At 70.1% G+C, this 23,996-nt stretch carries 22 protein-coding genes; 3 read left to right on the top strand and 19 right to left on the bottom strand.

What is annotated here, in order from left to right; translation table 11 throughout:
• Nucleotides 1-22 precede the first annotated feature (22 nt).
• Complete coding sequence (locus ACLKM7_RS09845; RefSeq protein WP_436447018.1) at nt 23-568, top strand: TetR/AcrR family transcriptional regulator; 546 nt, start codon at nt 23-25, stop codon at nt 566-568.
• 7 nt (nt 569-575) lie between these two features.
• On the opposite strand, the gene serA is transcribed toward ACLKM7_RS09845, so the two are convergent.
• The 11 genes from serA to ACLKM7_RS09790 all read right to left on the bottom strand — a co-directional run bounded on the left by serA (nt 576) and on the right by ACLKM7_RS09790 (nt 14,921).
• Nucleotides 576-2,180: a phosphoglycerate dehydrogenase gene (gene serA, locus ACLKM7_RS09840; protein WP_436447017.1), complete on the bottom strand. Its 1,605-nt coding sequence runs from the start codon at nt 2,178-2,180 to the stop codon at nt 576-578.
• A 133-nt stretch (nt 2,181-2,313) separates the two neighbouring features.
• The gene (locus ACLKM7_RS09835) at nt 2,314-2,688 is read right to left on the bottom strand and encodes a bacitracin resistance protein (RefSeq protein WP_436447016.1); all 375 of its coding nucleotides are present in this window, start codon (nt 2,686-2,688) and stop codon (nt 2,314-2,316) included.
• Nucleotides 2,685-3,215: a DNA polymerase III subunit gamma/tau gene (locus ACLKM7_RS09830; protein WP_436447015.1), complete on the bottom strand. Its 531-nt coding sequence runs from the start codon at nt 3,213-3,215 to the stop codon at nt 2,685-2,687. Before ACLKM7_RS09830 ends, ACLKM7_RS09835 begins: the two co-directional genes overlap by 4 nt.
• On the bottom strand, nt 3,212-6,520 hold the full coding sequence (locus ACLKM7_RS09825; protein WP_436447014.1) for a lamin tail domain-containing protein: 3,309 nt from the start codon (nt 6,518-6,520) through the stop codon (nt 3,212-3,214). The genes ACLKM7_RS09830 and ACLKM7_RS09825 overlap by 4 nt, the downstream gene beginning before the upstream one ends.
• 105 nt (nt 6,521-6,625) lie before the next feature.
• Entirely contained in the window at nt 6,626-7,348 is a 723-nt protein-coding gene (locus tag ACLKM7_RS09820) for a copper homeostasis protein CutC (protein ID WP_436447013.1), read from the bottom strand.
• A gap of 108 nt (nt 7,349-7,456) precedes the next feature.
• The gene (ilvC, locus tag ACLKM7_RS09815; RefSeq protein WP_436447012.1) at nt 7,457-8,482 is read right to left on the bottom strand and encodes a ketol-acid reductoisomerase; all 1,026 of its coding nucleotides are present in this window, start codon (nt 8,480-8,482) and stop codon (nt 7,457-7,459) included.
• A 53-nt stretch (nt 8,483-8,535) separates the two neighbouring features.
• Nucleotides 8,536-9,045: an acetolactate synthase small subunit gene (ilvN, locus tag ACLKM7_RS09810; protein ID WP_436447011.1), complete on the bottom strand. Its 510-nt coding sequence runs from the start codon at nt 9,043-9,045 to the stop codon at nt 8,536-8,538.
• A gap of 3 nt (nt 9,046-9,048) precedes the next feature.
• Nucleotides 9,049-10,851, bottom strand: coding sequence for an acetolactate synthase large subunit (locus tag ACLKM7_RS09805; protein WP_436447010.1), 1,803 nt, complete (start codon nt 10,849-10,851; stop codon nt 9,049-9,051).
• A gap of 44 nt (nt 10,852-10,895) precedes the next feature.
• On the bottom strand, nt 10,896-12,602 hold the full coding sequence (gene ilvD, locus ACLKM7_RS09800) for a dihydroxy-acid dehydratase (RefSeq protein ID WP_436447009.1): 1,707 nt from the start codon (nt 12,600-12,602) through the stop codon (nt 10,896-10,898).
• Between the two features lie 10 nt (nt 12,603-12,612).
• Nucleotides 12,613-13,404 carry a trehalose-phosphatase gene (gene otsB, locus ACLKM7_RS09795; protein ID WP_436447008.1) on the bottom strand — a complete coding sequence of 264 codons (792 nt, stop codon included), beginning with the start codon at nt 13,402-13,404 and terminating at the stop codon, nt 12,613-12,615.
• On the bottom strand, nt 13,401-14,921 hold the full coding sequence (locus tag ACLKM7_RS09790) for an alpha,alpha-trehalose-phosphate synthase (UDP-forming) (RefSeq protein WP_436447007.1): 1,521 nt from the start codon (nt 14,919-14,921) through the stop codon (nt 13,401-13,403). The genes otsB and ACLKM7_RS09790 overlap by 4 nt, the downstream gene beginning before the upstream one ends.
• 135 nt (nt 14,922-15,056) lie before the next feature.
• Here ACLKM7_RS09790 and ACLKM7_RS09785 point away from each other — a divergent pair, with 135 nt between their 5' ends.
• Nucleotides 15,057-15,311, top strand: a complete 255-nt coding sequence (locus ACLKM7_RS09785) for a hypothetical protein (RefSeq protein WP_436447006.1) — start codon at nt 15,057-15,059, stop codon at nt 15,309-15,311.
• 3 nt (nt 15,312-15,314) lie between these two features.
• Here ACLKM7_RS09785 and ACLKM7_RS09780 read toward each other — a convergent pair whose 3' ends face one another.
• From ACLKM7_RS09780 to ACLKM7_RS09770, 3 genes are read right to left on the bottom strand one after another with little or no spacing between them, the layout of a single operon-like run.
• Nucleotides 15,315-16,496 carry an acetyl-CoA C-acetyltransferase gene (locus ACLKM7_RS09780; protein WP_436447005.1) on the bottom strand — a complete coding sequence of 394 codons (1,182 nt, stop codon included), beginning with the start codon at nt 16,494-16,496 and terminating at the stop codon, nt 15,315-15,317.
• Nucleotides 16,493-17,146, bottom strand: a complete 654-nt coding sequence (locus ACLKM7_RS09775; RefSeq protein ID WP_436447004.1) for a CoA transferase subunit B — start codon at nt 17,144-17,146, stop codon at nt 16,493-16,495. Before ACLKM7_RS09775 ends, ACLKM7_RS09780 begins: the two co-directional genes overlap by 4 nt.
• A 1-nt stretch (nt 17,147) precedes the next feature.
• Nucleotides 17,148-17,948, bottom strand: coding sequence for a CoA transferase subunit A (locus ACLKM7_RS09770; protein ID WP_436447003.1), 801 nt, complete (start codon nt 17,946-17,948; stop codon nt 17,148-17,150).
• Between the two features lie 105 nt (nt 17,949-18,053).
• On the opposite strand from ACLKM7_RS09770, the gene ACLKM7_RS09765 reads away from it, so the two are divergent.
• Nucleotides 18,054-18,842, top strand: coding sequence for an IclR family transcriptional regulator (locus tag ACLKM7_RS09765; protein ID WP_436447002.1), 789 nt, complete (start codon nt 18,054-18,056; stop codon nt 18,840-18,842).
• Nucleotides 18,843-18,859: 17 nt separating this feature from the next.
• Here the strand turns inward: ACLKM7_RS09765 and ACLKM7_RS09760 are convergent, their stop codons facing one another.
• Genes ACLKM7_RS09760 through ACLKM7_RS09740 form a run of 5 tightly spaced genes read right to left on the bottom strand, consistent with a single transcriptional unit; the run spans nt 18,860 to nt 23,945 of the window.
• On the bottom strand, nt 18,860-19,813 hold the full coding sequence (locus ACLKM7_RS09760) for an alpha/beta fold hydrolase (protein WP_436447001.1): 954 nt from the start codon (nt 19,811-19,813) through the stop codon (nt 18,860-18,862).
• Nucleotides 19,810-20,562 (bottom strand): 3-hydroxybutyrate dehydrogenase, encoded by a 753-nt coding sequence (locus ACLKM7_RS09755; protein WP_436447000.1) that lies wholly within the window; start codon nt 20,560-20,562, stop codon nt 19,810-19,812. Before ACLKM7_RS09755 ends, ACLKM7_RS09760 begins: the two co-directional genes overlap by 4 nt.
• Nucleotides 20,559-21,251, bottom strand: coding sequence for a TetR/AcrR family transcriptional regulator (locus ACLKM7_RS09750; protein ID WP_436446999.1), 693 nt, complete (start codon nt 21,249-21,251; stop codon nt 20,559-20,561). The genes ACLKM7_RS09755 and ACLKM7_RS09750 overlap by 4 nt, the downstream gene beginning before the upstream one ends.
• Nucleotides 21,248-22,879 carry a class I adenylate-forming enzyme family protein gene (locus ACLKM7_RS09745; RefSeq protein WP_436446998.1) on the bottom strand — a complete coding sequence of 544 codons (1,632 nt, stop codon included), beginning with the start codon at nt 22,877-22,879 and terminating at the stop codon, nt 21,248-21,250. Before ACLKM7_RS09745 ends, ACLKM7_RS09750 begins: the two co-directional genes overlap by 4 nt.
• Before the next feature lie 13 nt (nt 22,880-22,892).
• Nucleotides 22,893-23,945 carry a branched-chain amino acid ABC transporter permease gene (locus tag ACLKM7_RS09740; RefSeq protein WP_436447224.1) on the bottom strand — a complete coding sequence of 351 codons (1,053 nt, stop codon included), beginning with the start codon at nt 23,943-23,945 and terminating at the stop codon, nt 22,893-22,895.
• Nucleotides 23,946-23,996 lie beyond the last annotated feature (51 nt).

Genomic DNA, 23,996 nt, shown 5'->3' with positions numbered 1-23,996 from the left:
GCCTGTCGATACGATCGACCGCATGAGCCGCCCTCCCCTGGCCCGTGAGAAGGTGCTCGACGCGTTCGAGCGCATTCTGGTCGACGACGGCGAACGGGCGGCGACGATGGATGCCACGGCTCGCGCCGCCGGAGTGTCCAAGGGTGGGCTGCTCTACCACTTCGCCTCGAAGGAAGCGCTCGAGGCCGGACTCATCGAGCGGCTGCGAGCGCTGGCGGATGCCGATGTCGCGGCGATGGCCGCGTCGCCGGAGGGTCCGATCGGCTACTTCCTGCGCTCGTCGGCGATGCAGAACGACCCGCTCGACCGGGCGATCCTCGCGACCTCCCGGCTTGCGCAGGGCGGGAATACGGCGGCGAGCGAGTCGCTGCGGCAGATCCGCGAGCTGTGGGCGCAGACGCTGCGGCCGCACGCCGCCGACGACACCGCGCTCGACCTGGTGATGCTGGTGAGCGACGGCCTCTACTTCAACAACGCGCTCTCGGGCGGGTCCATCCCCGGACCCGTGCCGCGCGGTCCGGCCATGGACGCCCTCGTCGCCCTGGTGGAGCGCGCGGCGAAGAGCTGACGCCGAGTCAGTCCTCGGTGACCTCGATACGGCGGAACAGGTCGGCGCCGACGGACTGACGCATCTCTTCGAGCAGCTCCTCGGGCACCGGCGAATCCACCGTCAGGACCGACAGCGCGCGTCCGCTGGCATCGGCCTGCGCGACCTGGAGCCCCGCGATGTTGATGCCGGCGTCGCCGAGCTTCTGACCGTAGATCGCGACGATCCCCGGCCGGTCGGCGTACCGCATCACCAGGTGGTGGCGCTCGATCGGCACCTCGATCTCGTAGCCGTTGATTCCGACCACCTTGGGCACCATGCGCGTGCCGGCGAGCGTGCCGGCGATCGTCAGAACGGAGCCGTCTGCGAGGGTGCCGCGCAGGATCGTGATGTTGCGGTACAGCGGGCTCTCCGCCTCCACGATCAGGCGCGTCTCGATGCCGCGCTGTTCGGCGAACAGCGGGGCGTTGACGTACGACACGTTCTCGCTGACGACGTTGGCCAGGATGCCCTTGAGCGCGGCCAGGCGGTACACGCTCACGTCGTACTGCGCAAGCTCGCCGCGCACCTCGATGTCGAGGCTCGTGAGCGCGCTGTGCGCGAGGCCGGTGAAGAACTGGCCGAGCTGCTCGACGAGGGCGATGCCCGGACGGACGAAGGGATCGATGACACCACCGGCGACGTTCACGGCGTCCGGCACGAGGTCGCCTTCAAGAGCGAGCTTGACCGATCTGGCGACCGAGACGCCCGCCTTCTCCTGCGCCTCGTCGGTGGAGGCGCCGAGGTGCGGCGTGACCACGACGTTGGGAAGGCTGAGCAGCGGGAAGGCCGTGCCGTCCTCGGCGGGCGGCTCGCTGGTGAAGACATCGAGTCCGGCGCCGGCGATCTCGCCCGTCGTGAGGGCGGTGTGAAGCTCCGCTTCGTCGATCAGGCCACCGCGCGCCACGTTGACGACGAACGCGGTCGGCTTCATGCGGCGGAACTGCTCGGCGCCGATCATCCCGGTGGTCTCGGGGGTCTTCGGCATGTGGATGGTGACGAAGTCGCTCTGCGCGAGCAGCTCGTCGAGTTCGAGCAGCTGCACGCCCAGATGCTGCGCGCGCGTCGGCGTGACATACGGGTCGTACGCGACGACGTTGACGCCGAACGCCTGCAGACGCGCTGCGATGAGGGCGCCGATGCGGCCCAAGCCGATGATGCCGACGGTCTTCTCGAACAGCTCGGTGCCGGTGTACGCGCTGCGCTTCCACTGTCCGGCCGCGAGCGAGGCGTGCGCGGCGGGGATGCGACGGGCGAGGCTCAGGATGTGGCCCACCGTCAGCTCCGCGGCGGAGATGATGTTCGACGTCGGCGCATTGACCACCATCACCCCGGCGGTGGTCGCCGTCTTGATGTCGACGTTGTCGAGGCCGACGCCCGCACGTGCCACGACCTTCAGCACGGGCGCCGCGGCGATGGCCTCGGCGTCCATCTTGGTCGCGGACCGGATGAGCACCGCGTTCGCGTCGGCGAGGGCCGACAGCAGAGCGGGGCGGTCGGTTCCGTCGACGTAGCGCACGTCGAAGTCGGGACCCAGAGCGTCGATCGTGGCGGGAGAGAGCTCTTCGGCGATGAGGACGACAGGCTTCGTCACAGGTGATTCCTTCGAGGCGATGCGCGAGGGCGCGGAGCAGTGCGGACCGGATGCCGCGCCGCACGCCAGCGGGGGCGAGGCCGTTGCTCAGCCTATCGCGCGCGTCACCGACCGCCTGACCGTGTGACGCCGGTCACGCGAGGAAGGAGGCCGAGTTGAGCGTGGTGTACGCGACGACGTTGAGCCAGAACACGGCGACCAGCGCGAGCCCCGTGACCATGAGCAGCAGGAGCTGGTGCGGCGCACGCCGGTAGCCGAGCGCGAACGCGGCTCCCCACACCAGCAGCGGGAAGACCGCGGCGAAGATCCAGATGAACCAGCCCAGCGCGTTCAGCGTGAGCCCTGCATCGCCGAAGGCCCCGAGCGTCACCACGAGATTGCCGATCGCGTTCCACACCGCGTACGCGTAGAAGAGTCCGACCAGGCCCGAGATCGTGGCGACCAGCCACGTCGGAGTCCGCCGCTCGATGGAGCCCGACGCGGCCGGTTGCGTCGTCTTATCGCTCATTGCCCCACCGCCCCGATCATCACGAACGGCCACGGCAGCAGCAGCACGACACCGGCCGCGAGCCACGCGAACCTCACCCAGGCGCGCGAACCGCGCGTGAGCAGGAACGCTGTGACGAACCACAACACCGGCGCGAGCACCGCCAGCCACAGACTGCCCTGGTACATGACGTCGAAGACGAGATACTGCGCGCGGCCCTGGAGCCGCAGTCCGCCGATCAGCCACCCGATCGCGAACAGCGCATAGACCCCGCCCAGCACGCCCAGCGTGATGAGCTCGGCGCTGCCCATCGGGGTCTTGGAGGCGACCTCTCCTGCTCCCGACCCGGCGTCGCTCGGCGCGTCGGCATGGGCGGAGCCGGTGGAGTCCTGCGCCTCGCCGACCGCCTCGCTCCCCTTCCCGACTGCCACGTATCCATCCGGCAGCACGGGACCGGCGGTATCCGGGTCCGCCTCCGGCACGCCCGCGTCCAGCGTCGGGTCGTCGTCTCCCGACCAGCTCAGGGCATCGTCGTCTCGGCCGTTCACGGCTCCAGACTAGCCGCGAGTGCGGAGTCGTCCTCGTGCCCGTCGGCAGCGGCGGCATCCGCGGCGGCGAAGGTGACGGCATCCGTCTCGACCGCCTTCGCGTACTGCAGGTGCAGTCTCACGGCGAATTCATCGTCGGCCTCGGTGTACCGGTGCTGCAGCCCGCGCTCGAGCACGCGCCACGGCCGCTCGTTCGACGCGGTCGTGTCGTGGCCGTTGTCGGGGACGAACTGCTCGTAGTCGTACGGGTGGCTCGCCGTGGCGCCGAGTCCCACCGAGAAGGTGTCGACCGCCAGCGTCCCCGACGCGAGGTCGATCTGGAGGAGGCGCTGGAACCCCGTCGCCCGCTCGCCTGTGTGGGTGCGGAACTCCTGGTAGTCGGCGAGAGCTTCCAGCACGCTGTGCCCCGCGATGCCGCCGGCGTTCTCGGTGACGATCGAGCCGATGCCGTGGAAGTGTCCCGACAGCACCAGGACGACGTTGCGATGGGGTGCCACGACGCGCTCCCACAGCAGGTCGCCGTGCGACACCCAGCGCGAAGACGTCGAGCGTTCGGCATCCTGCTCGTCCGTCTTGGGTGTCAGATGCTCGTGCGTCGAGATGACGATGTTCGCGTCGGGGTGCGCCGCGACCACGCCCTCCGCCCAGGCGACCTCACGCTCTGCGTAGGCGTAGGGCAGCGAGATCATGACGAAGCGCGCCCCACCGGCCTCGAACGATGACCAGTTCGCGCTGTTGTCGCCGGGAGCGATGGATGCCCCATACCAGGCTTCGTTCGCGTACCGCGCCGGGCCGAAGTACTCGTTGAACAGCTCGTTCGTCACGCCGCGCTTGTTGTCGTGGTTGCCCGGCAGGACGCTGTTCGGTACCGCCGCATCGTCGAGCACACGCTGCATCTCGGAGGCGACCTCGAACTCTCGCCGCGCCCGATCCTCGACCTGGTCGGGATCGACCCAGCTCTGCACCAGGTCGCCGGTGTGCGTGGCGAACGCGATCTTGCGCACCTCCGCATTGGCCGCGACCCACCCCACCTGGTCGGCATAGACCTCGGGATACGCCTCCGAGTAATACTGCGTGTCGGTCAGGTGGCTGAGCGCCAGGTCATAGGCGGAGGCATCCGCGATGCCGGCTTCTGCCGTCACGGCGGGATCCTCGGCGGGAACCACCTGAACGAGCAGCTCGACGCGGCCGTCGTCGACCTCACGACCGGCCACCTCGCCCGTCAGCCGGACGCTCTCCTCAGCACCCGTCCCTGTCGCCGTCCGCGTGCCGGCCTGCTCGTCGAGCGTGCGCCACGCGCCGGCATCCGGACTCCAGACCGAGAGCCGCACGGCGGCGCGGCCGACGGTGCGACCCGACCAGCCCACGACACCGTCGCCGGTCGCCGCGACGATCAGCCGCAGGTAGGGCAGCCGGTAGCCGTCGTCTCTGGCCGCGATGTCGATCTCTGCGGCATCGATCGCCACCTCGTCGGCCAGGCGGTGCTTGGTCAGCGGCTCGTCCGTCGCCCCCGCGAACGCCGCGACGACGTGCGCCTCGGCTCGCGGTGTCTCGGCGCCCGCGGTGTCGGCCCCGCGAGACGGCGTCTCGGGTGCGGCCGGCGCGGCCGCCACAGCACGCTCGAGGGCCTCGTCGGCGAGGGCGTGCGGCGCCCGGGGGTCACGGTCGGCGAGGACGCCCGGTGTGGCCGGCGCAGCGACGAAATCCGTGGCGTCGTCTGCGGTGAACCCGGCGCGCTGCCACGTCTCGCTCTGCAGCCGGTCGACGCCGAATGTGGGAAGGGACAGGCCCTTCGTGCACAAGCTCGCGCGCTCGACGCTGTCGTCCATCTCGTTGCGATGGAAGACGCCGATGCTGTCGATGCGCCGGCCCGCGGCGTCCTCGATCCACACGCCGCCACCGCCGAGTTCCCACGCGTGCTCGAACCGCGTGTCGGCGCCCGTCGCCGCCGGAGTGCCGGCCAGGGCAGCGAGCCACGTCGAGCCCGGCGCGAGGCGAGTACCCTCGGCGGCGACCGCGACATCGTCGAACGCGCGGAAGCCGTCGCTGCCGCACGCGACGATCCGCCACCCCGAGATGTCGACGGTGCTGCGACCGAAGTTGCCCAGCTCGACGTAGTGCGACCGGGTGGCGCCGGCGATCTCGGGATCGGTGGCGAACTCGCTGATCGCGACGCTCGGACGCGCGGGGTAGTCGAACGCCCTCGATACGACCGGAGCGTCCCGTTCGGGGTTGCGCTCCCCCGGAGTTCGCGCCGCGATCACGAAGCCGTCGTCCGAGGTGCGCTGCCAGCTCTCGCCCGACCGGTGGTCGAGCTCGGCCGCGAGACGCTCACCGCCGTCCTGACACGCGGTGTCGCCACGCGACGACACCGTCACCCCGTCGACGCGGCGGCCGTCGGCGTCGACCAGGAGCACGCCCGACACGAGATCGGCGAGCGACGTGCGCGTGCGGACGGCGGCCTCGCCGGTGAACTCGGGGCCGCCAAGCACGAGCCTCTCGCCGGGCGCGAGCGATTCCTCGCCGGCGAAACGATGCTGCAGCGTGTCGCGGGTCAAGAGCCCGGTGGCGGTGCAGCGGTAGAGCGCCCAGCCCGCGAGCGACTCGGCCTCGGGGCCGGTGTTGCGCAATTCGACGAAGTCGTCGCCGTGCCCCGCCGGTCCGGCGGCAGCCAGCTCGTCGATACGGATGCCGGACGCACGAGCCGCCTCTTCGGTGACGGCATTCGTGGCGTCGGGGGTCGCCCGCGCCCGGATCCACCCCTCGCGCCCGCGCTGCCAGCTCTCACCGAGGGCGAACGCCGTCGCGGCCGGGGCATCCGGCATCCCGCACTCGCTCTGGGTCGGCACGGGGTCGCCGGGGTATATCGCCACGCTGTCGGCGACCGCACCGCCGGGCTCGAGCAGCACGAGCCCGTAGCCTTCGTGCGGCAGTACGGCGGTGAAGACGGCGTCCGCCGGCTCGCCCCGCCAGCCCATGTGGGTCGCGGTGTAGCGCTCCCCCGGCGCGAGCGTCACGCCGTTGAGGTCGATCTCGGGCCGGGATGCCTTCGCCCGCAGGCCCTCGGCGTCGCAGCGATAGATCGCCCAGCCGTCGAGGTCGACCGCTTGGTCCGAGGCGTTGCGCAGCTCGAAGAAGCCGCCGGACGCGCCGGGACCTCCCGGACCACCACCGGGGCTGATCTCATCGATGACCACGGACGGGCCGGGCGGACGCACGTCGGCTGCGGGGGCCGCAGCCGAGAGCAGAGTGGTGACGAGAAGGGATGCTGTGACGATCGCCCGAGGGCGCAATGCGACCTGCACGACGCCAGCGTCGGACTCGCGCGTGAACGACCGGAAGCGTCCCGAGAGCCTCCGGATGAACGCCGCAGGACGCCTGGGCAGCGCCTGCCGGCGATGCGGAGCAGATCAGCGCGCCGCCGCTGCGACCGCGGCCGCCACGATGGCGGCGTCGGTCACGTCGTGCCCGGCCGCGCCGCCGCCCGGACCCGAACGGGCTTCGAGGCCGGCACGGCTGCGCGCCGAGAGGTGCACGGCATCCACTCCCGCACCGAACAGCGCCGGGATGTCGCCGGGCTGCACGCCACCGCCGGCCATGACCTCGATCGCGCCGCCGGCGCGCGCGGCGAAGGCCGCCAGCCGCGCGACTCCATCGATGGATCGGGATGCGCCTCCCGAGGTCAGCACGCGATCGACGCCCTCGTCGCGCAATGCGTCGAAGACTGCGTCAGGGTCGCGCGCCGCGTCGATGGCGCGATGGAACACGAGGGCTGCCGGCCCTGCGGCATTCCGCCACCGGCGCAGGGCGGCGACGTCGAGCGCACCGTCTGCGTCGAGTGCGCCGACCACCACGCCGCCCACGCCACGATCGACGCACGCGCGGATGTCGGCCTCGACGAGCGCGACCTCCTCCGCGTCGTAGCAGAAGCCGCCGCCTCGTGGCCGGACGAGCACGTTCACCACGGCCGGATCCACGGCGGCGAGCACGGACTCCAGCACCCCCAGCGACGGCGTCAGGCCGCCGACCTCGAGCGCCTGGCACAGCTCCAGCCGGGAGGCTCCGGACTCCACGGCCGCCCGCGCACCGGACGGACCCTGGACGGCGATCTCGACGACACGCGATGCGGGCATGCCGAGAATCCTAAAGCGTCACCGAAAGAGGACCGGCCGCCCTCGCCCGTGGTGGGGGCGAGGACGGCCGGTCGGAGCCGTGCCGGATCGGACGGCGGTCTTGACGGATCAGCGCGCGGCCGAGCCCTCCACGTACCCCTCGTCCTGTTGCTTCCAGGCGAAGAGCGCGCGCAGGTCCTTGCCCACGGACTCGATCGGGTGCTGAGCGGCCTTCTCGCGAAGCTCGTGGAACTCCACCGCGCCGTTGTCCTGGTCGTCGATGAACCGCTTGGCGAACGCCCCCGACTGGATGTCGGCGAGCACAGCCTGCATGTTCTCCTTCACGTGCGGGTCGATCACGCGCGGGCCCGAGACGTAGTCGCCGTACTCGGCGGTGTCCGACACCGACCAGCGCTGCTTGGCGATGCCGCCCTCCCACATCAGGTCGACGATCAGCTTGAGTTCGTGCAGGACCTCGAAGTACGCGATCTGCGGCTGGTAGCCGGCCTCTGTCAGGGTCTCGAAGCCGTACTGGACGAGCTGCGACACACCGCCGCACAGCACGGCCTGCTCGCCGAACAGGTCGGTCTCGGTCTCTTCGGTGAAGGTGGTCTTGATGACGCCGGCACGCGTGCCGCCGATGGCCTTGGCGTACGACAGCGCGGTCGCCCACGCGGTGCCCGACGCATCCTGCTCGACCGCGATGATGTCGGGGATGCCGCGACCCGCGACGTACTCACGGCGGACGGTGTGGCCGGGAGCCTTGGGGGCGACGAGGATCACGTCCACGCCCTCGGGCGCCTGGATGTAGCCGAAGCGGATGTTGAAGCCGTGGGCGAAGGCCAGCGTCTTGCCGGGCGTCAGCTTGTCCTTGATGCTCTCGGTGAAGATCGAGCGCTGGTGCTGGTCGGGGGCGAGGATCATGATGAGATCCGCCCACTCGGCGGCGTCGGCGACGGACTTGACGTCGAAGCCCTCCTCCTGGGCTTTCTCGGTGGACTTCGAGCCGTCCTTGAGGGCGATGACGACCTCGACGCCCGAGTCACGCAGGTTCTGGGCGTGCGCGTGGCCCTGCGAGCCGTAGCCCACGATCGCGACCTTCTTGCTCTGGATGATGCTCAGGTCGGCGTCGGCGTCGTAGAAGATCTCAGCCATCTTCGTGTTTCTCCTTGGGTTGTGGTTCAGAAAGATCGATCGGATGCTGCGGCTCAGCCGCGCAGCACGCGCTCGGTGATGCTCTTGCCGCCGCGGCCGATGGCGACCAGGCCGGACTGGGCCAGCTCCTTGACGCCGAAGGGCTCGAGGGCACGCAGGAACGCGTCGACCTTGCCCTTGTCGCCGGTGACCTCGACCACGAGCGCGTCGGGGGCGTAGTCCACGATCTGCGCGCGGAAGAGGTTCACGACCTCGAGCACGTTCGAACGGCTCTGGTTGTCGGCACGCACCTTGACCAGCATGTGCTCGCGCTGCACGGAGGACACCGGGTCGAGCTCGACGATCTTGATGACGTTCACGAGCTTGTTCAGCTGCTTGGTCACCTGCTCCAGCGGCAGTTCCTCGACGTCGACGACGACCGTGATGCGCGAGAGCCCCGGCACCTCGGTGACGCCCACCGCGAGCGACTCGATGTTGAAGCCGCGGCGCGCGAAGAGACCGGCGACGCGGGTCAGCAGACCCGGCTTGTCCTCCACCAGGAGGCTCAACACGTGACTGGGCATGTGTCAGTCCTCCTGCTCGAAGGCGGGCGCATGGTCGCGCGCGTACTGGACATAGCTGTTGCTGACACCCTGCGGCACCATCGGCCACACCATGGCGTCGGCGCTCACGACGAAGTCGATGACCACGGGCCGGTCGTTCGTCTCGAGCGCGGTCTTGATCGCGGCATCCACGTCCTCCTCCTTCTCGACGCGGATCGCGAGGCAGCCGTACGCCTCGGCCAGTTTCACGAAGTCGGGGATGCGGACCGTGTCATGGCCGGTATTGAGGTCCGTGTGCGAGTAGCGCCCGTTGTAGAACAGCGTCTGCCACTGGCGCACCATGCCGAGCGAGGAGTTGTTGATGATCGCGACCTTGATCGGGATGTTGTTGATCGCGCAGGTCGCGAGCTCCTGATTGGTCATCTGGAAGCAGCCATCGCCGTCGATCGCCCACACGTGACGATCGGGCTCCGCGACCTTCGCGCCCATCGCGGCCGGCACCGAGTAGCCCATCGTTCCGGCCCCGCCGGAGTTGAGCCACGCATTGGGACGCTCGTACTTGATGAACTGCGCCGCCCACATCTGGTGCTGTCCGACGCCGGCGGCGTAGATGCCCTCCGGGCCGGTGAGCTCGCCGATCCGCTGGATCACGTACTGCGGCGACATGAGACCGTCCGAGGGCTGGGTGTAGCCGAGCGGGAACTCGTCGCGCAGTCCGTCCAGGAACGACCACCACTCCGCGGTGTCGGGAGTGCTCCCGGCACTGACCGCGCGGAAGGCGACATCGAGATCGACCAGCACGTCCTTCAGATCGCCCACGATGGGCACATCCGCGGTGCGGATCTTCGAGATCTCGGCCGGGTCGATGTCTACGTGCACGACCTTCGCGTTCGGTGCGAACAGCGCCGCCTTGCCGGTGACGCGATCGTCGAACCGGGCACCGAGCGAGACGAGCAGGTCGGCCTCCTGCAGCGCCAGCACCGCCGGCACCGTGCCGTGCATGCCCGGCATGCCCAGGTGCTGCGGGTGAGAGTCGGGGAACGCCCCACGCGCCATCAGCGTCGTGACCACGGGCGCGCCCGTCGACTCGGCGAGCGTCCGCAGCTCGGCCGACGCCTGAGCCCGCACCACGCCGCCTCCGACGTAGAGCACGGGCTTCTTGGCCTCGGCGATCAGCTGCGCGGCGGCCTGGATCTGCTTGCCGTGCGCCTTGGTCACCGGGCGGTAGCCGGGCAGGTCGATCTTCGGCGGCCACACGAACGGCGCCTCGGCCTGCTGGGCGTCCTTGGTGATGTCCACGAGGACAGGTCCCGGGCGTCCGGTGCCGGCGATCTCGAACGCCGCGGCGATCGCGGCGGGGATCTCGGCGGCGTCCTTGACCAGGAACGAGTGCTTGGTGATCGGCATCGTGATGCCCACGATGTCGGCCTCCTGGAAGGCGTCCGTCCCCATCAGGTTGGAGAAGACCTGGCCGGTGATGCACACGATGGGCACAGAGTCCATGTAGGCGTCGGCGATCGCGGTGACGAGGTTCGTGGCGCCGGGGCCGGACGTCGCGATCGCGACGCCGATCCGGTTCGACGCCGCTGCATAGCCCTCGGCGGCATGGCCGGCGCCCTGCTCGTGACGGACGAGGATGTGGCGCAGGGCGGTCGAGTCCATGAGCGGGTCGTAGACGGGGAGGATGGCGCCGCCCGGCAGCCCGAAGACGTCGGTGACGCCGAGCATCTCGAGCGAACGGACGACCGCCTCTGCGCCCGTGAGCACGGGCGCGGTGGCGGTGCGAGCGGGTGGCCGTGGAACGGCCGCAGCGGTTTCGGCGGGCATGGTGAGTCCTCGGATCAGTCGGAGGGATGTGTCGGTAGCCGCGTTCAGCCCGTGGTCGCGCCCTCCGCAGCGGAGCGCACGAGTCGGGAGTACTTGGCAAGGACGCCACGGGTATAGCGCGGGGGAAGCGGCTCCCAGCCAGAGCGGCGGGAGTCGAGCTCAGCTTCGTCGACGAGTAGGTCGAGAGAGCGAGCCGCGATATCGACCCGTATCAGATCACCATCGCGCACGAAGGCGATGGGACCTGCGTCCACCGCTTCGGGTGCTATGTGGCCGATGCACAGGCCGGTTGTGCCGCCTGAGAATCGTCCGTCCGTCAAGAGTAGTACATCTTTTCCGAGCCCTGCGCCCTTGATGGCGGCCGTGATCGCGAGCATCTCGCGCATGCCGGGACCACCCTTGGGGCCCTCGTAGCGGATGACGACGACGTCGCCCTTCTCGATCTGCCCCGCCTCGAGCGCGTCCATCGCGGCGCGCTCACGCTCGAAGACGCGCGCGGGTCCTTCGAAGACCGCGGCGTCGAAGCCGGCTGTCTTGACGACCGCACCCTCGGGCGCCAGCGAACCGTGGAGGATCGTGATGCCTCCGGTGGCGTGGATCGGGTTGTCGAACGTGTGGATGACGGTGCCGTCGATCGGGTCGGGATCGAGGTCGGCGAGGTTCTCGGCGAGCGTCTTGCCCGTGACCGTCAGGGCATCGCCGTGCAGCAGGCCCTCGTCGAGCATCGCCTTCATGATCACCGGGATGCCGCCGTGGCGGTCGACGTCGTTCATGACGTACTTGCCGAACGGCTTCATGTCGGCCACGTGCGGCACCTTGTCGCCGATGCGGTTGAAGTCGTGCAGGCTCAGGTCGACCTCGGCCTCTCTGGCGATCGCCAGCAGGTGCAGCACGACGTTCGTCGAGCCGCCGAGCGCCATCGCCAGGGCGATCGCGTTCTCGAACGCCTCCTTGGTCAGGATGTCGCGTGTCGTGATGCCCAGGCGCAGCAGGTTGACCACGGCCTCACCGGAGCGGTGGGCGAAGTAGTCGCGGCGGCGGTCGGCCGACGGCGGCGCGGCCGAACCCGGCAGCGAGAGCCCGAGCGCCTCGGCGACGGAGGCCATCGTGTTGGCGGTGTACATGCCGCCGCAGGCGCCCTCTCCCGGCGCGAACGCGCACTCGATGCGCTTGAGGTCGGCCTCGCTCATGCGACCGGCCAGGCACGCGCCGACGCCCTCGAACGAGTCGATGATCGTGATCTCCTTCTCGGTGCCGTCCGAGAGCTTGACCCAGCCCGGTGCGATGGAGCCGGCGTACAGGAACACGCTCGACAGGTCGAGGCGGGCCGAGGCCATCAGCATGCCGGGGATCGACTTGTCGCAGCCGGCGAGCAGCACCGATCCGTCCAGCCGCTCGGCCATGATCACGGTCTCGACGGAGTCGGCGATGACCTCGCGCGAGACGAGGGAGAAATGCATCCCCTCATGGCCCATCGAGATGCCGTCCGACACCGAGATCGTGCCGAACTGCAGCGGGTAGCCGCCACCCGCGTGGACGCCCTCCTTGGCGCCCTGCGCCAGGCGGTCCAGGCTCAGGTTGCAGGGGGTGATCTCGTTCCAGCTCGACGCGATGCCGATCTGCGGCTTGTCCCAGTCCTCGTCGCCCATGCCCACGCCACGGAGCATTCCGCGCGAGGTCGTGGCTTCGATGCCGTCCGTCACCACGCGGCTGCGCGGCTTGATGTCGATGGAGTTGTCAGGCTGGGGCATGACTGCGAGTCTATTGCCGCCGAGCGGCCCTCTCGGCGGCGATGACGCTCAGCAGCCGCGCGAGCGCCTCGATGTCGGGCACGCACAGCGAGGCCGCCGTGGGGCCGGTCCCGACGTGAACTCCGAGATCGCCGGCACCGAGGCTGCGAAGCGCGTCTTCGTCGGTGACGTCGTCACCCGCGAAGAGGACGGCCGAGGCATCCGTCCGCTCCCGCAGTTCGGCGATCGCGGAATCCTTGCCCTCGTGGCGGAACGCGTACTCGACGATGTTGTGGCCGGTGCGCCGGCGCCACTCGGGCGCCTCGGCGGCCACGATCGCGTCGACGAGCCGGTTCGCCTCATCCGCCGCGGCCGGCTCGGCCCGGCGGGTGTGGACGCCGAAGCCGAACGTCTTCGGCTCGATCCAGACGCCTTCCAGGTGCGCGGTCGCCTCTTCGGCGTGGGTGCGGAGCATATCGCGCAGCCGCACGTCGCCGTGATCCTCCGCGTGCGTGACGACGCCGCGCCCGGGGAGCCAGAACTCGGCGCCGTGGGATCCCGCGAGAAGCACCTGGGAGTAGTCGTCGTGCTCGGCGATCAGGCGCAGATCGACCAGGCTCCGGCCCGACACGAACGCCACGAGGGTGCGCGGCGCCGCCACGAGCGCGTCGACCGCGGCCCGCGCGGCCGGCAGCATCCGCGCATCCATCGGCTCGTCCTCGAGCGGCGACAGCGTGCCGTCGAAATCGAGGGCGACGAGCAGGAGAGCGGATGCCGTGATCCCGGCGATCGCCGAGCGCTCATCGGCCGAGACCTCCGTCATGAGCGCGCCCCTCTCGCCGTGGTCGCATCCGATCGTCCGGGTCCCTCCAGACGGCCGGGAGCCGTCGGCCGGTGGTGGTCGCGCGCGTCGGCGAGGGCATCGAGGAAGGACTGCGACCAGCGCGCGACATCGTTGTCGATCACCTTCTTGCGCAGCGCGCGCATGCGGCGGCCCTGCTCGGCCGAGGGCATCTCGATCGCGCGCATGATGGCGTCCTTCATGCCGTCGATGTCGTGCGGGTTGATGCGCACCGCACTGGGCAGCTCGTCGGCGGCACCGGCGAACTCGCTCAGCACCAGCACGCCGCGGTTGTCGATGCGAGAGGCGACGTACTCCTTGGCCACGAGGTTCATGCCGTCGCGCAGCGCGGTGACCAGCATCACGTCTGCGGCCAGGAACAGGGCCACCATCTCCTCACGCGGGTACGCCTGGTGAAGGTAGCGGATCGCCGTGTGGTCCATCGTGTCGTGATCGCCGTTGATGCGACCGACCGTCAGCTCGATCTCGTCGCGCAGCTGCATGTAGGCCCCGACCCGCTCCCGGCTCGGGCTGGCCACCTGCACGAGGGTCACGTCCTCGACCGAGAGCTTGCCGTCCTCCAGCAGTTCGCCGAACGCCTTCATCCGGTGACGGATGCCCTTGGTGTAGTCCAGCCGGTCGACGCCGAGCAGGATCTTCTTCGGGTTGCCCAGGCTCTCGCGGATCTCGACGGCGCGAGCCTTCACATCCTCGCGCCGGGCGAGCTCGATGTACGAGGTGGCGTCGATCGAGATCGGGTAGGCCTTCGCCAGCGCGCGGCGGCTCGACCCGTCGGGATTGGGCACCGTGATGCCCGACGCCTTGGTCTCGTACCGCAGCTGGCGCCTCACGGCGCGGGCGAAGTTGCCCGCGTCGGCGACGCGCTGGAAGCCGATCACGTCCGCGCCGAGCAGCCCCTCGAGCACCTGACGCCGCCAGGGCAACTGCGAGTAGAGGCCGTATGCCGGGAAGGGAATGTGGTGGAAGTAGCCGATGGTCAGGTCGGGCCGGGCCTCGCGGAGCATGCGCGGCACGAGCTGAAGCTGGTAGTCCTGCACCCACACCGTCGCCCCGTCCGCCGCGACGGCGGCCGCTGCCTCGGCGAAGCGCCGGTTGACGCGCACGTACGCGTCCCACCAGACGCGGCGATACCGCGGCTCTGAGATCACGTCGTGGTAGAGCGGCCAGAACGTGTCGTTCGACATGCCCTCGTAATACAGCTCGATCTCTTCGGCGCTGAGCGCCACCGGAACCAGGTGCGTCCCCTCGAACTCGAACGGCTCGACGTCGACATCCGGCTGGCCCGGCCAGCCGACCCACGCGCCGTCTGCCCGGCGCATCACCGGCTCGAGCGCCGTGACCAGGCCACCCGGCGACCGCCTCCAGGAAGGCTCGCCGTCACCGTCGACGACACGGTCCACGGGCAGTCGATTTGCGACGACGACGAGCTCGGCCTGTCGTCGAGGCGTGGTCTGCGGGGATGTCGCGCGGGCTGTCACACGGGCTCCTGACGGTGCGGGGGACGAGGCACCCCCAGGCTAGCGCGCCCTGAGAATCGGCCGAGGCCCCTTGACGCGGCAGACGCCGGATGTCAAGGGGCCGTGGCTGCGCGCCGCGCGCGATAGCGTGAACGTATGCGCAAATACCTCTTCGGAACGGGGATCATCGCGGCCTTCACCGGAGGCATGACGCTGTTGCGCGGCCTCCGCGAGAACGAGCCCTTCACGTGGCGGACCGCCCTCGCCTGGCTCAGCTGGGGGATCTCCATCGCCCTCGCCGTCGGTGCGATCGTCGATGTGCGCCGGGCATCGCGTGGTGAGCTCATCGCCAACGACTCCCCCGTCCACGGACGCGAGAAGAAGCTGGTCAAGCGCCGTATCAAGGGTTGACGCTCACCGTGTGAGGATCAGCGCGTCGCCCTGACCGCCGCCGCCGCAGAGGGCGACCGCCGCCGTGCCGCCGCCGCGACGAACCAACTCGTGCACCGCGTGGACGACGAGGCGATTGCCGGATGCTCCGATCGGATGCCCGATCGCGATGCCGCCGCCGTGCGCATTGACCACGTCATCGGCGAGGCCGAGCTCGGTCTGCGATCGGGCGACGACGGCGCCGAACGCCTCGTTGATCTCGACGAGGTCGAGGTCGGAGACCGCGATCCCCTGCTTGGCGCAGGCCTTCTCGATCGCGCGCGCCGGTTGCGAGTGCAGCGAGTTGTCGGGTCCGGCGACCTGTCCCGAGGCGCCAAGGGCGGCGAGCACCGGCCAGCCGTTCGCGTCCGCGTGCGCGCGCGTGGTGAGCACGACCGCCGACGCGCCGTCGGAGATCTGCGACGAATTGCCCGCCGTGATCGAGCCGCCTTCGGCGAAGGCCGGCCGCAGCCCGGCGAGCGTCTCGACGGTGGTCTCGGGACGGATGCCCTCGTCCTTCGCCACGACGACGGGGTCGCCCTTGCGCTGCGGGATCTGCACCGGCACGATCTCGGCGTCGAACATGCCCGCGGCCTGCGCCGCGGCGGCGCGCTGATGCGACCGTGCCGCGACCGCATCCTGCATCTCGCGCGTGACCTCGAGTCGCCCGTTGTGCCGCTCGGTCGAGGCCCCCATGCTCTCGCGGTCGTACGCGTCGGTGAGCCCGTCGAAGGCCATGTGATCGAGCACCTCGATCGAGCCGTAGGCCCAGCCGTCGCGCGACCCCATGAGCAGGTGGGGAGCGCGAGTCATGGACTCCATGCCGGCGGCCACCACGACGGTCGCGTCGCCGACGGAGATCATGCGGGCGCCGTCGATGATGGCGGTGAGTCCCGACAGGCAGACCTTGTTGACCGAGCCGGAGTGCACGTCCCACGGGATGCCGGCGCCCACGGCCGCCTGACGGGCGGGGTTCTGCCCGGCTCCTGCGGCGAGCACCTGGCCGATGAGCACGGCGTCGACGGCGTCCGCCGGGATGCCGCCCCGCTCCAGGGCGCCGCGGATGGCGGCGCTTCCGAGCTGCACCGCGGTGAGCGGTGCGAGCTGACCCTTCAGTCGCCCCTGCGGGGTGCGCGCGGCGGCGACGATGACGATGTCCTGGTTCATGCTTCCACCTTCAGCTCTTCTGCGACGGCGAGGTCCGGCTCGGTCGCGGCGATCACGTCCGCCACAGTGACGCCGGGCGCCACTTCGACGAGCACGAGGCCGTCGTCGGTGACGTCGATCACCGCGAGATCCGTGATGATGCGGTCCACCACGCCCCGACCGGTGAGCGGCAGCGAGCACTCGTGGACGATCTTGGGGCTGCCGTCCTTGGCGACATGCTCCATGAGCACGATCACCTTCGCCGCTCCGTGAACGAGGTCCATCGCGCCGCCCGGTCCTTTGACCATCTTGCCGGGGATCATCCAGTTGGCGAGGTCACCGGTGGCCGCCACCTGCATCGCGCCGAGGACGGCGGCATCGATCTTGCCGCCGCGGATCATCCCGAAGCTGGTCGCCGAGTCGAAGAACGCGGCGCCGGGGAGAGTCGTGACCGTCTCCTTCCCGGCGTTGATGAGGTCGGGATCGACGTGCTCCTCGGTCGGGTAGGGTCCGACGCCGAGGATCCCATTCTCGGACTGGAGCACGACCGTCACGCCCTCGGGCACGTGGTTCGGCACGAGGGTGGGCAGGCCGATCCCGAGGTTCACATATGCTCCGTCAGCCAGTTCCTGTGCGGCACGGGCGGCCATCTCGGTGCGGGTGAGCGCCATGTCAGGCTCCTTCCGGCATCTCGCGCGCGGCCGCCTGGGCGACCGAGACCGTGCGACGTTCGATGCGCTTTTCGATGTCGGTACCGACCTCCACGATGCGGTGCACGTAGATGCCTGGCAGGTGGATGCTGTCGGGGTCGAGTTCGCGGGGTTCGACGAGCTCCTCGACCTGAGCGATGCACACCCGCCCCGCCATGGCGGCCAGCGGGTTGAAGTTGCGCGCGGACTTGTTGAAGACGAGGTTGCCGTGGCGGTCGCCCCGCAGCGCGTGGACCAGTGCGAAATCGGTGACGATCGCCTCTTCCAGGACGAACTCGCGGGGCGCGCCGGCGAACTCGAACGTGCGGACGTCCTTCACCGGCGATGCGACGGCGATGCCGCCGTGCCCGTCGTAGCGGCGCGGCAGGCCGCCCTCGGCGACCTGCGTTCCGACGCCGGTCTGCGTGAAGAAGGCGGCGATTCCCGAACCGCCGGCGCGGAGCTTTTCGGCCAGCGTGCCCTGCGGCGTCAGCTCGAGTTCGAGTTCGCCCGAAAGGAACTGCCGCTCGAACTCCTTGTTCTCCCCCACATACGACGACGTCATCTTGCGGATGCGCTTGGCGTTCAAGAGGATCCCGAGGCCCCAGTCGTCGACCCCGCAGTTGTTGCTGACGATGCTGAGGTCGGTCGTCCCCTGCGCCAGGAGCGCCTCGATGAGCGCGATGGGGTTGCCCGAGAGCCCGAACCCTCCCACCGCGAGGGAGGCGCCGTCGGGGATGTCGGCGACGGCTTCGGCCGCCGAGCCCCACGTCTTGTCGATCATCCTGCTCCTTCGCTCGTGATGTCTTCGACCATCCTGCGAGCATCGCGGCCCGGTGTCCACGGTGCGGCTTGCCATGTGGAGAGACGAGGGCGTAGCGTCCATATCGTGGACAACGTCGCCAAGCGGAGCGTTCCGGGCGCCCAGTCGGTGGCGCGGGCTGCACAGTTGCTGCGACTGGTCACCTCCGCCGGCGACGAGGGCATGTCGGTCGCCGATCTGGCTCGCCGTGCGGATCTCACACGCCCGACCACGCATCGGCTCCTGACCGCACTGCGCCACGAGGGCCTCGTCGACCAGGACGACAAGAGCGGGCGATGGATGCCGGGACCCGAGCTCTTCCTGATGGGCACCGTGGCGGCATCCCGCTATGACATCACCGCGATCGCGCGCGACATCGTGAGGTCGCTCGCGGTGCGGACCGAGGAGAGCGCGTTCCTCTCGGTGCGCCGTGGTGACGAGACGGTGTGCCTCCTCCGCGAAGAGGGCAGCTTTCCGATCCGCTCGTTCGTCCTGTCGGAAGGCGTGCGGTTCCCGCTCGGCGTCGCCTCGGCGGGCCTGGCGATCCTCGCCTTCCTGCCACCCCACGATGTGGACGCGTACTTCGCCCGCCACCCTGAGCTGGGGTCCGAGTGGGGTGCGCCGCACGGTGAGCAGCGGCTGAGGGCGCGCCTGCGCGACACCCAGGAGCGCGGCTACGCCGTCAACCCCGGCCTCATCGTCGAGGGCTCGTTCGGACTGGGCGCCGCGGTGTTCACGAAGGAGGGGCATCCGCAGTGGGCGCTCAGCCTCACGGGCGTCGAGTTCCGTTTCGGAGCCGACCGCCTGCCCGAGCTCGGGCGCACGCTGCTCGCGCACGCGCACCAGCTCACCACCCGCATCGCGGCTGGTCGCTGACCCCGCCTTCGAACCGCTCAGGCCCGGGCGAGCTCTTCGCGCACGACCGCGGCCACAACATCCGCCCCGGCCGGCGACATCACGATCGTGTAGTGGTTGAGACCCTCGAGCCTCTCGTGCGCGATCCCGGGATGGGCGGCGAGCACGCGGGCCAGGTGCTCGGGCGCGTAGAGGCCCGGCGGCTCGTCCTGCAGTCCGCGAGGCGCGGTCACCATACGGATGGGGTGCTGCAGCCCGGCCAGCGCCGCCGGCAGCGCGCCACCGGTGTTCATGTCGCGCGTGTCGTCGGCGGTGGTGTCGTAGCTTGTCGCCGGACGCAGCGCCCCCTGCCCGTCGGCCACGAGGTCGTACGCGAGGTACCGCTCGAGCTCGGGCGTCCAATCCGCGCGGAAGGCGGGATGCCGCCGCCAGAACTCGATGTACTCACCCGCGTCAGCGAACCGCATCGACAGCCGCGCGGCGGTCGGCCCCAGGATACCCGCGACCAGCTCGTCGGTGCTGAGTCCGGCCGGGACGTCGAGCGGAAGCCCGCCGTCCACGAGCACGAGCCGTGACACGCGCTCCGGATACTGATGCGCGAGCACCACGGCCACGAACGCGCCCATCGAGTGCCCGACCACGACCGTGCGCTCGACGCCGAGGGCGTCCAACGCCGCAGCGAGGTCGGCGGCGTGCGCCGACATGCCCGCGGGCCCCGCCAGCGTGTTGCTGGCACCACGCCCGCGCAGGTCCGGCGCGATCGCGCGGACCCCGGGCAGTCCGTCCACGACGAACGGCCACGCGAGGTGCGATGACGTGACCCCGTGGATGAGGAGCACGTTCGGCGCATCCGCCACCGCTGGATCCGGGTCCCAGATGCCGACACGCAGCGCGCCGCCTGACACCGGGATGTCCGCGGTCCGGTAGCCGTGACCCGCTCGTGCCAGGTCGGCCGTCGACGGCTCGGCGCCCGGCATCCGTCTGCCGCTCATCGTGCTGTCCACCCGCCGTCCATCGTGTACGAGGCGCCGGTGACCATGCCCGCTTTGTCGGACGCGAGCCATCCGGCGAGCGAGGCCACCTCGTCGGCTTCGACGAGCCGCTTGATCGCGGTCTCGGTGAGCATGATCTTCTCCACCACCTCGGACTCCGGGATGCCGTGGACCTTCGCCTGGTCGGCGATCTGCTTCTCGACCAGCGGCGTGCGCACATAGGCCGGATTGATGCAGTTGCTCGTGACACCGTGCGGCGCACCTTCGAGTGCGGTCACCTTCGACAGGCCCTCCAGGCCATGCTTGGCCGACACGTAGGCGGACTTGAAGGCACTGGCGCGCAGCCCATGGGCGCTCGAGATGTTGATGATCCGCCCCCAGCCGCGCTCGTACATCGTCGGCAGCGCCGCCCGGATGAGCAGGAACGGCGACTCGAGCATCAGGCGCAGCAGCAGGCGGAAGGCGTCGGGATCGAAGTCCGCGATCGGACTCACTCGCTGGATGCCCGCGTTGTTCACCAGGATGTCGACGTCGAGCGCGAGCTCGTCGAGAGCCGCGGTCACGGAGAGGTCGACGACCCAGGATTCCCCACCGACCTCGGCGGCGGCATCCATCGCGGCCTGCGCGTTCAGGTCGGCGATGATCACGTGCGCGCCGCGCGCCGCGAACTCGTGGGCGCACGCCAGCCCGATCCCGCTGGCACCGCCCGTGACGAGAGCCCGCCTGCCGGCCAGATCGTTGTCGCTCATCCCTGCTCCTCCCCCTGCGCCGCGCCGGTCCTCGGCGCGAGCGCGTTGTCGATGAACCGGGTCATGCCCGCGAAGACGACCGGATCCAGCTCCGACGGCGGCCGGCCGTCGGCGTCCCGCTCCCACAACAGGAAGCGCATGCCGATCAGCTCGCCCATGCCCATGAGCGCCCACGCGGTGGTCTGGGGATCGAGTGCCCGGTCCACGTCGCCCGCCGCCTGCGCGGCGCGCAATCCGGCCTCGTACCCCTCGACGATGCGCGTGTAGTGCAGGCGCAGCACCTCGGGAGAGACGAACTCCGCCTCGCGCACGACGCGGTACAGCGCCGGGTGCTCGGCCGTGAAGCGGAAGAAGCCCGCGAACCCGGCACGCTCAGCCTCCAGGCGCGACGACGCACCCTCCATGGACTCCGACATCGAGTGGCGTACACGCCGGTTCAGATCGAGCACGAGCGCCTCGAAGATCGCCTGCTTGCTGTCGAAATAGAGATAGAACGTGCCCAGACCGATTCCGGCGCGCTCGGTGATCTTGACGATGGATGCCTCGTGGTAGCCCTGTTCGGCGAACACCAGTTCCGCCGCCTCGAGCAGGCGGCGTCGCGTGGCTTCACCGCGCTTGGTCAGCGGACGGCCCGTCGCCGATGAGACCGGGGCCTGCGCGTCGTCGACGAGTTCGCCGGAACTGCTCATCGCCGCACCTCCTTCGTAGTGTGCTCGCGCTCCCCCGCGCGATCTCGTGCCATGACGGCCCGTGCCCGCTCGCGAAGCCGGGATCGGGCGAGCTTCTCGATCGTCGAACGCGGCAGCTCGTCCACCAGCTCGATGCGCACCGGCACCTTGAAGGCGGCGAGATTGCGACGGGCGTGGGCCAGCAGCTCATCGCTCGACAGGGCCGCGCCGGCGACGGGCACGACGAAACCGACCCCGCGCTCGCCCCACACCGGGTCGGGCACGCCGACCACCGCCGCCGCCGCGACGAGCGGGTGCAGGCACAGTGCGTACTCGACTTCGGCCGGGGCGACGTTCTCGCCGCCCGAGATGAAGATGTCCTTCAGCCGGTCGACGACGCGGTAGCGGCCTTCGGCGTCACGGGCGACGAGGTCGCCCGATCGCAGCCAGCCACCGCTCATCGCGCGTGCCGTCGCATCGTCGTCGCCCAGATAGCCGGCGAAGACGCTCGGCCCGCGCACCCACAGCTCACCGGTCGCCTCGCCCTCGAGCGGCAGCCCCGAGTCGGGATCGACCACTCGCACCGTCACGTGCGGATACGGGCGTCCGACAGCGCCCGGCGTGCCGGCGGCTTCGTCGGCGGGCAGGTGCAGCACGTTGGGGCCGGCTTCGGTGAGTCCGTAGCCCTGGGTCAGCGGGACGCCGCGTCCGGTCCAGGCCGCGTGAAGCGCGGTCGGCATCGTGGCGCCGCCGACCAGTGCCAGTCGGAGGGACGACACGTCGGTGGTCTCCCACTCACGGTCGGCCGCCAGCATCGCGTACTGCGTCGGGACCCCCATCATGGCCGTCACCCGGCGTTCCGCGATCAGACGCAGCGCGCGGGCAGGCTGGAACGAACGCTCGAGGACGACCGTCGCGCCCGCCCACCACGCCAGCAGCGGCTGGCAGTTCCATGCCGCCACGTGGAACTGCGGCAGCATCGCAAGGACGACATCGTCGTGGTGCAGGGGCAGCGCCTGGGCGAGCGCCAGGTTGTTCCAGAAGCAGTTGGCGTGCGTGAGCACGACGCCCTTCGGGGCGGCTTCGCTGCCCGACGTGAAGATCACCAGCAGCGGATCGTCGTCGCGCACGGGGCGCCAGGGTCTCGGCCGGAGCGAGACGGGTACGGTCGCTTCGACTCCCGTCGTTCCGAGCACCGCGACCTGCAGCATCCGTTCAGCGCCGCTTTGCGCGCTCGCGTCGACGGCGCGGATCGCCTCACCGGCGAGTGCCACGTGCTCGTCTTCGATGAGCACGAGCGAAGGCGCCGTCCGCGTGAGGACGTCGGCCAGCTCGCGCGTGGTCAACCGCCACGACAATGGCACGAATGCGATGCCCGCCAGCGCGCACGCGAAGAACGCCACGACGTGATCGGTCGTGTTGCCCGACACCGTCGCGATGCGGTCGCCCGCCGCATAGCCGGCTCGGCGCAGTCGTTCCGCAAGCGCCGACGCTCGTGCCGCGAGCGTTCCGTAGTCGGTCGTGACGCCACGGTCGTCCACCGCGGTCCGCTGAGGTGACGTCGCCGCACGATCGATCAGCCAGCGGCCGATCGTGTGAGGCCCGTCTTCGACGTCGGGGTCGAGAACGGCATCCGCATCCCACATCATGTGCTCACCCCCGTCACACGCGGGCCTCGACCGGCGCGTCTGCCGTGTCATCGGCGTCGTCCATCTGACGCAGCGGGTCGCGCACCTTCTCGCCGCGATGCCGGCGGACGGCGGCATCGATGGTTCCGGCGATCCCGCCCGGCAGGAACATCACCACGAGGATGAAGAGGACGCCGAACAGGAACAGCGGCTCCGACAACGGGATGCGCAGCACGTCGGGGAGCCCCGCGATCGCCTCGGACCCCGCCAGCACCGTGAGGCGCTGGTCGAGCAGCGTGTACAGCACACCGCCAACGATCGCACCCCAGCGGAACCCGGCGCCACCCAGGACGACCATGACGAGGATGGTGATCGTGAGATCGGCCGAGACCGCCCGCGGAACAGTGCCCGACTGCAGCAGCATGTACGCCACGCCCGCCAGGCTCGCCAGGATCGCGGCGATCACGAAGACGATGAGCTTCACGCGATACGGCGACAGTCCGAGAACCCGCACGCGCTGCTCGTTCTCGCGCGTGGCCCGCGCGAGGTGCCCGAGTCGCGAGGTGTCGACCCACAGAGTCACCAGGTAGACCACGACCAGCACCACGAGCGTGAACCAATAGAGGTTGCGCGTGTTGACCACGCCGATGAGGAAGTCCGGCACCATCTCGGTGTTCAGGCTCAGCCCCTCTTCGCCCCCGGTGACCTGCGAGTTGCGACGCACCAGCACCGAGCCGGCCTGCGCGAAGGCGAGCGTGACCATCGCGAACGGAATGCCCGAGACGCGCATCGACACCGCTCCGGTGACCAGGGCGATCACCATGCCGCCGATGAGCGCGACGAAGATGCCGGGCCACAGCGGCACGCCGAAGTGCTCGAGCGCGATGCCCAGCCCGTACGCACCGGCACCGAAGTACAGCGCATGGCCGAACGACAGCATCCCGCCCGATCCGAGCAGAAGGTTGTACGACAGAGCGAGTGCCGCGAACACCATGCACAGCGACAGCAGTGCGAGCGTGCCGGGCATATAGGTCGGCGTGGGGAGGATCCCAGGAATGGAGATGTTCAGCAGCGGCAGGATCGCCATGAAGACGACCAGCGCGGCACCGACGATCGCGGGGATGTACCGGGCCGTCTG

It is taken from the genome of Microbacterium sp. I2 (assembly GCF_051364985.1).
Classification (GTDB): Bacteria; Actinomycetota; Actinomycetes; order Actinomycetales; family Microbacteriaceae; genus Microbacterium.
The sequence above is the reverse complement of the archived record's forward strand: the minus strand, read 5'-3'. Positions and strand labels throughout refer to the sequence as shown.

Excerpts from the sequence above, each read along its gene's own strand:
- ACLKM7_RS09845 (WP_436447018.1), top strand. The coding sequence starts at position 23 with ATGAGCCGCCCTCCCCTGGCCCGTGAGAAGGTGCTCGACGCGTTCGAG.
- ACLKM7_RS09835 (WP_436447016.1), bottom strand. The coding sequence starts at position 2,688 with ATGAGCGATAAGACGACGCAACCGGCCGCGTCGGGCTCCATCGAGCGG.
- ACLKM7_RS09820 (WP_436447013.1), bottom strand. The coding sequence starts at position 7,348 with ATGCCCGCATCGCGTGTCGTCGAGATCGCCGTCCAGGGTCCGTCCGGT.
- ilvC (WP_436447012.1), bottom strand. The coding sequence starts at position 8,482 with ATGGCTGAGATCTTCTACGACGCCGACGCCGACCTGAGCATCATCCAG.
- ilvN (WP_436447011.1), bottom strand. The coding sequence starts at position 9,045 with ATGCCCAGTCACGTGTTGAGCCTCCTGGTGGAGGACAAGCCGGGTCTG.
- ACLKM7_RS09805 (WP_436447010.1), bottom strand. The coding sequence starts at position 10,851 with ATGCCCGCCGAAACCGCTGCGGCCGTTCCACGGCCACCCGCTCGCACC.
- ilvD (WP_436447009.1), bottom strand. The coding sequence starts at position 12,602 with ATGCCCCAGCCTGACAACTCCATCGACATCAAGCCGCGCAGCCGCGTG.
- otsB (WP_436447008.1), bottom strand. The coding sequence starts at position 13,404 with ATGACGGAGGTCTCGGCCGATGAGCGCTCGGCGATCGCCGGGATCACG.
- ACLKM7_RS09785 (WP_436447006.1), top strand. The coding sequence starts at position 15,057 with ATGCGCAAATACCTCTTCGGAACGGGGATCATCGCGGCCTTCACCGGA.
- ACLKM7_RS09780 (WP_436447005.1), bottom strand. The coding sequence starts at position 16,496 with ATGAACCAGGACATCGTCATCGTCGCCGCCGCGCGCACCCCGCAGGGG.
- ACLKM7_RS09775 (WP_436447004.1), bottom strand. The coding sequence starts at position 17,146 with ATGGCGCTCACCCGCACCGAGATGGCCGCCCGTGCCGCACAGGAACTG.
- ACLKM7_RS09770 (WP_436447003.1), bottom strand. The coding sequence starts at position 17,948 with ATGATCGACAAGACGTGGGGCTCGGCGGCCGAAGCCGTCGCCGACATC.
- ACLKM7_RS09760 (WP_436447001.1), bottom strand. The coding sequence starts at position 19,813 with ATGAGCGGCAGACGGATGCCGGGCGCCGAGCCGTCGACGGCCGACCTG.
- ACLKM7_RS09755 (WP_436447000.1), bottom strand. The coding sequence starts at position 20,562 with ATGAGCGACAACGATCTGGCCGGCAGGCGGGCTCTCGTCACGGGCGGT.
- ACLKM7_RS09750 (WP_436446999.1), bottom strand. The coding sequence starts at position 21,251 with ATGAGCAGTTCCGGCGAACTCGTCGACGACGCGCAGGCCCCGGTCTCA.
- ACLKM7_RS09745 (WP_436446998.1), bottom strand. The coding sequence starts at position 22,879 with ATGATGTGGGATGCGGATGCCGTTCTCGACCCCGACGTCGAAGACGGG.
- ACLKM7_RS09740 (WP_436447224.1), bottom strand. The coding sequence starts at position 23,945 with ATGGCGATCCTGCCGCTGCTGAACATCTCCATTCCTGGGATCCTCCCC.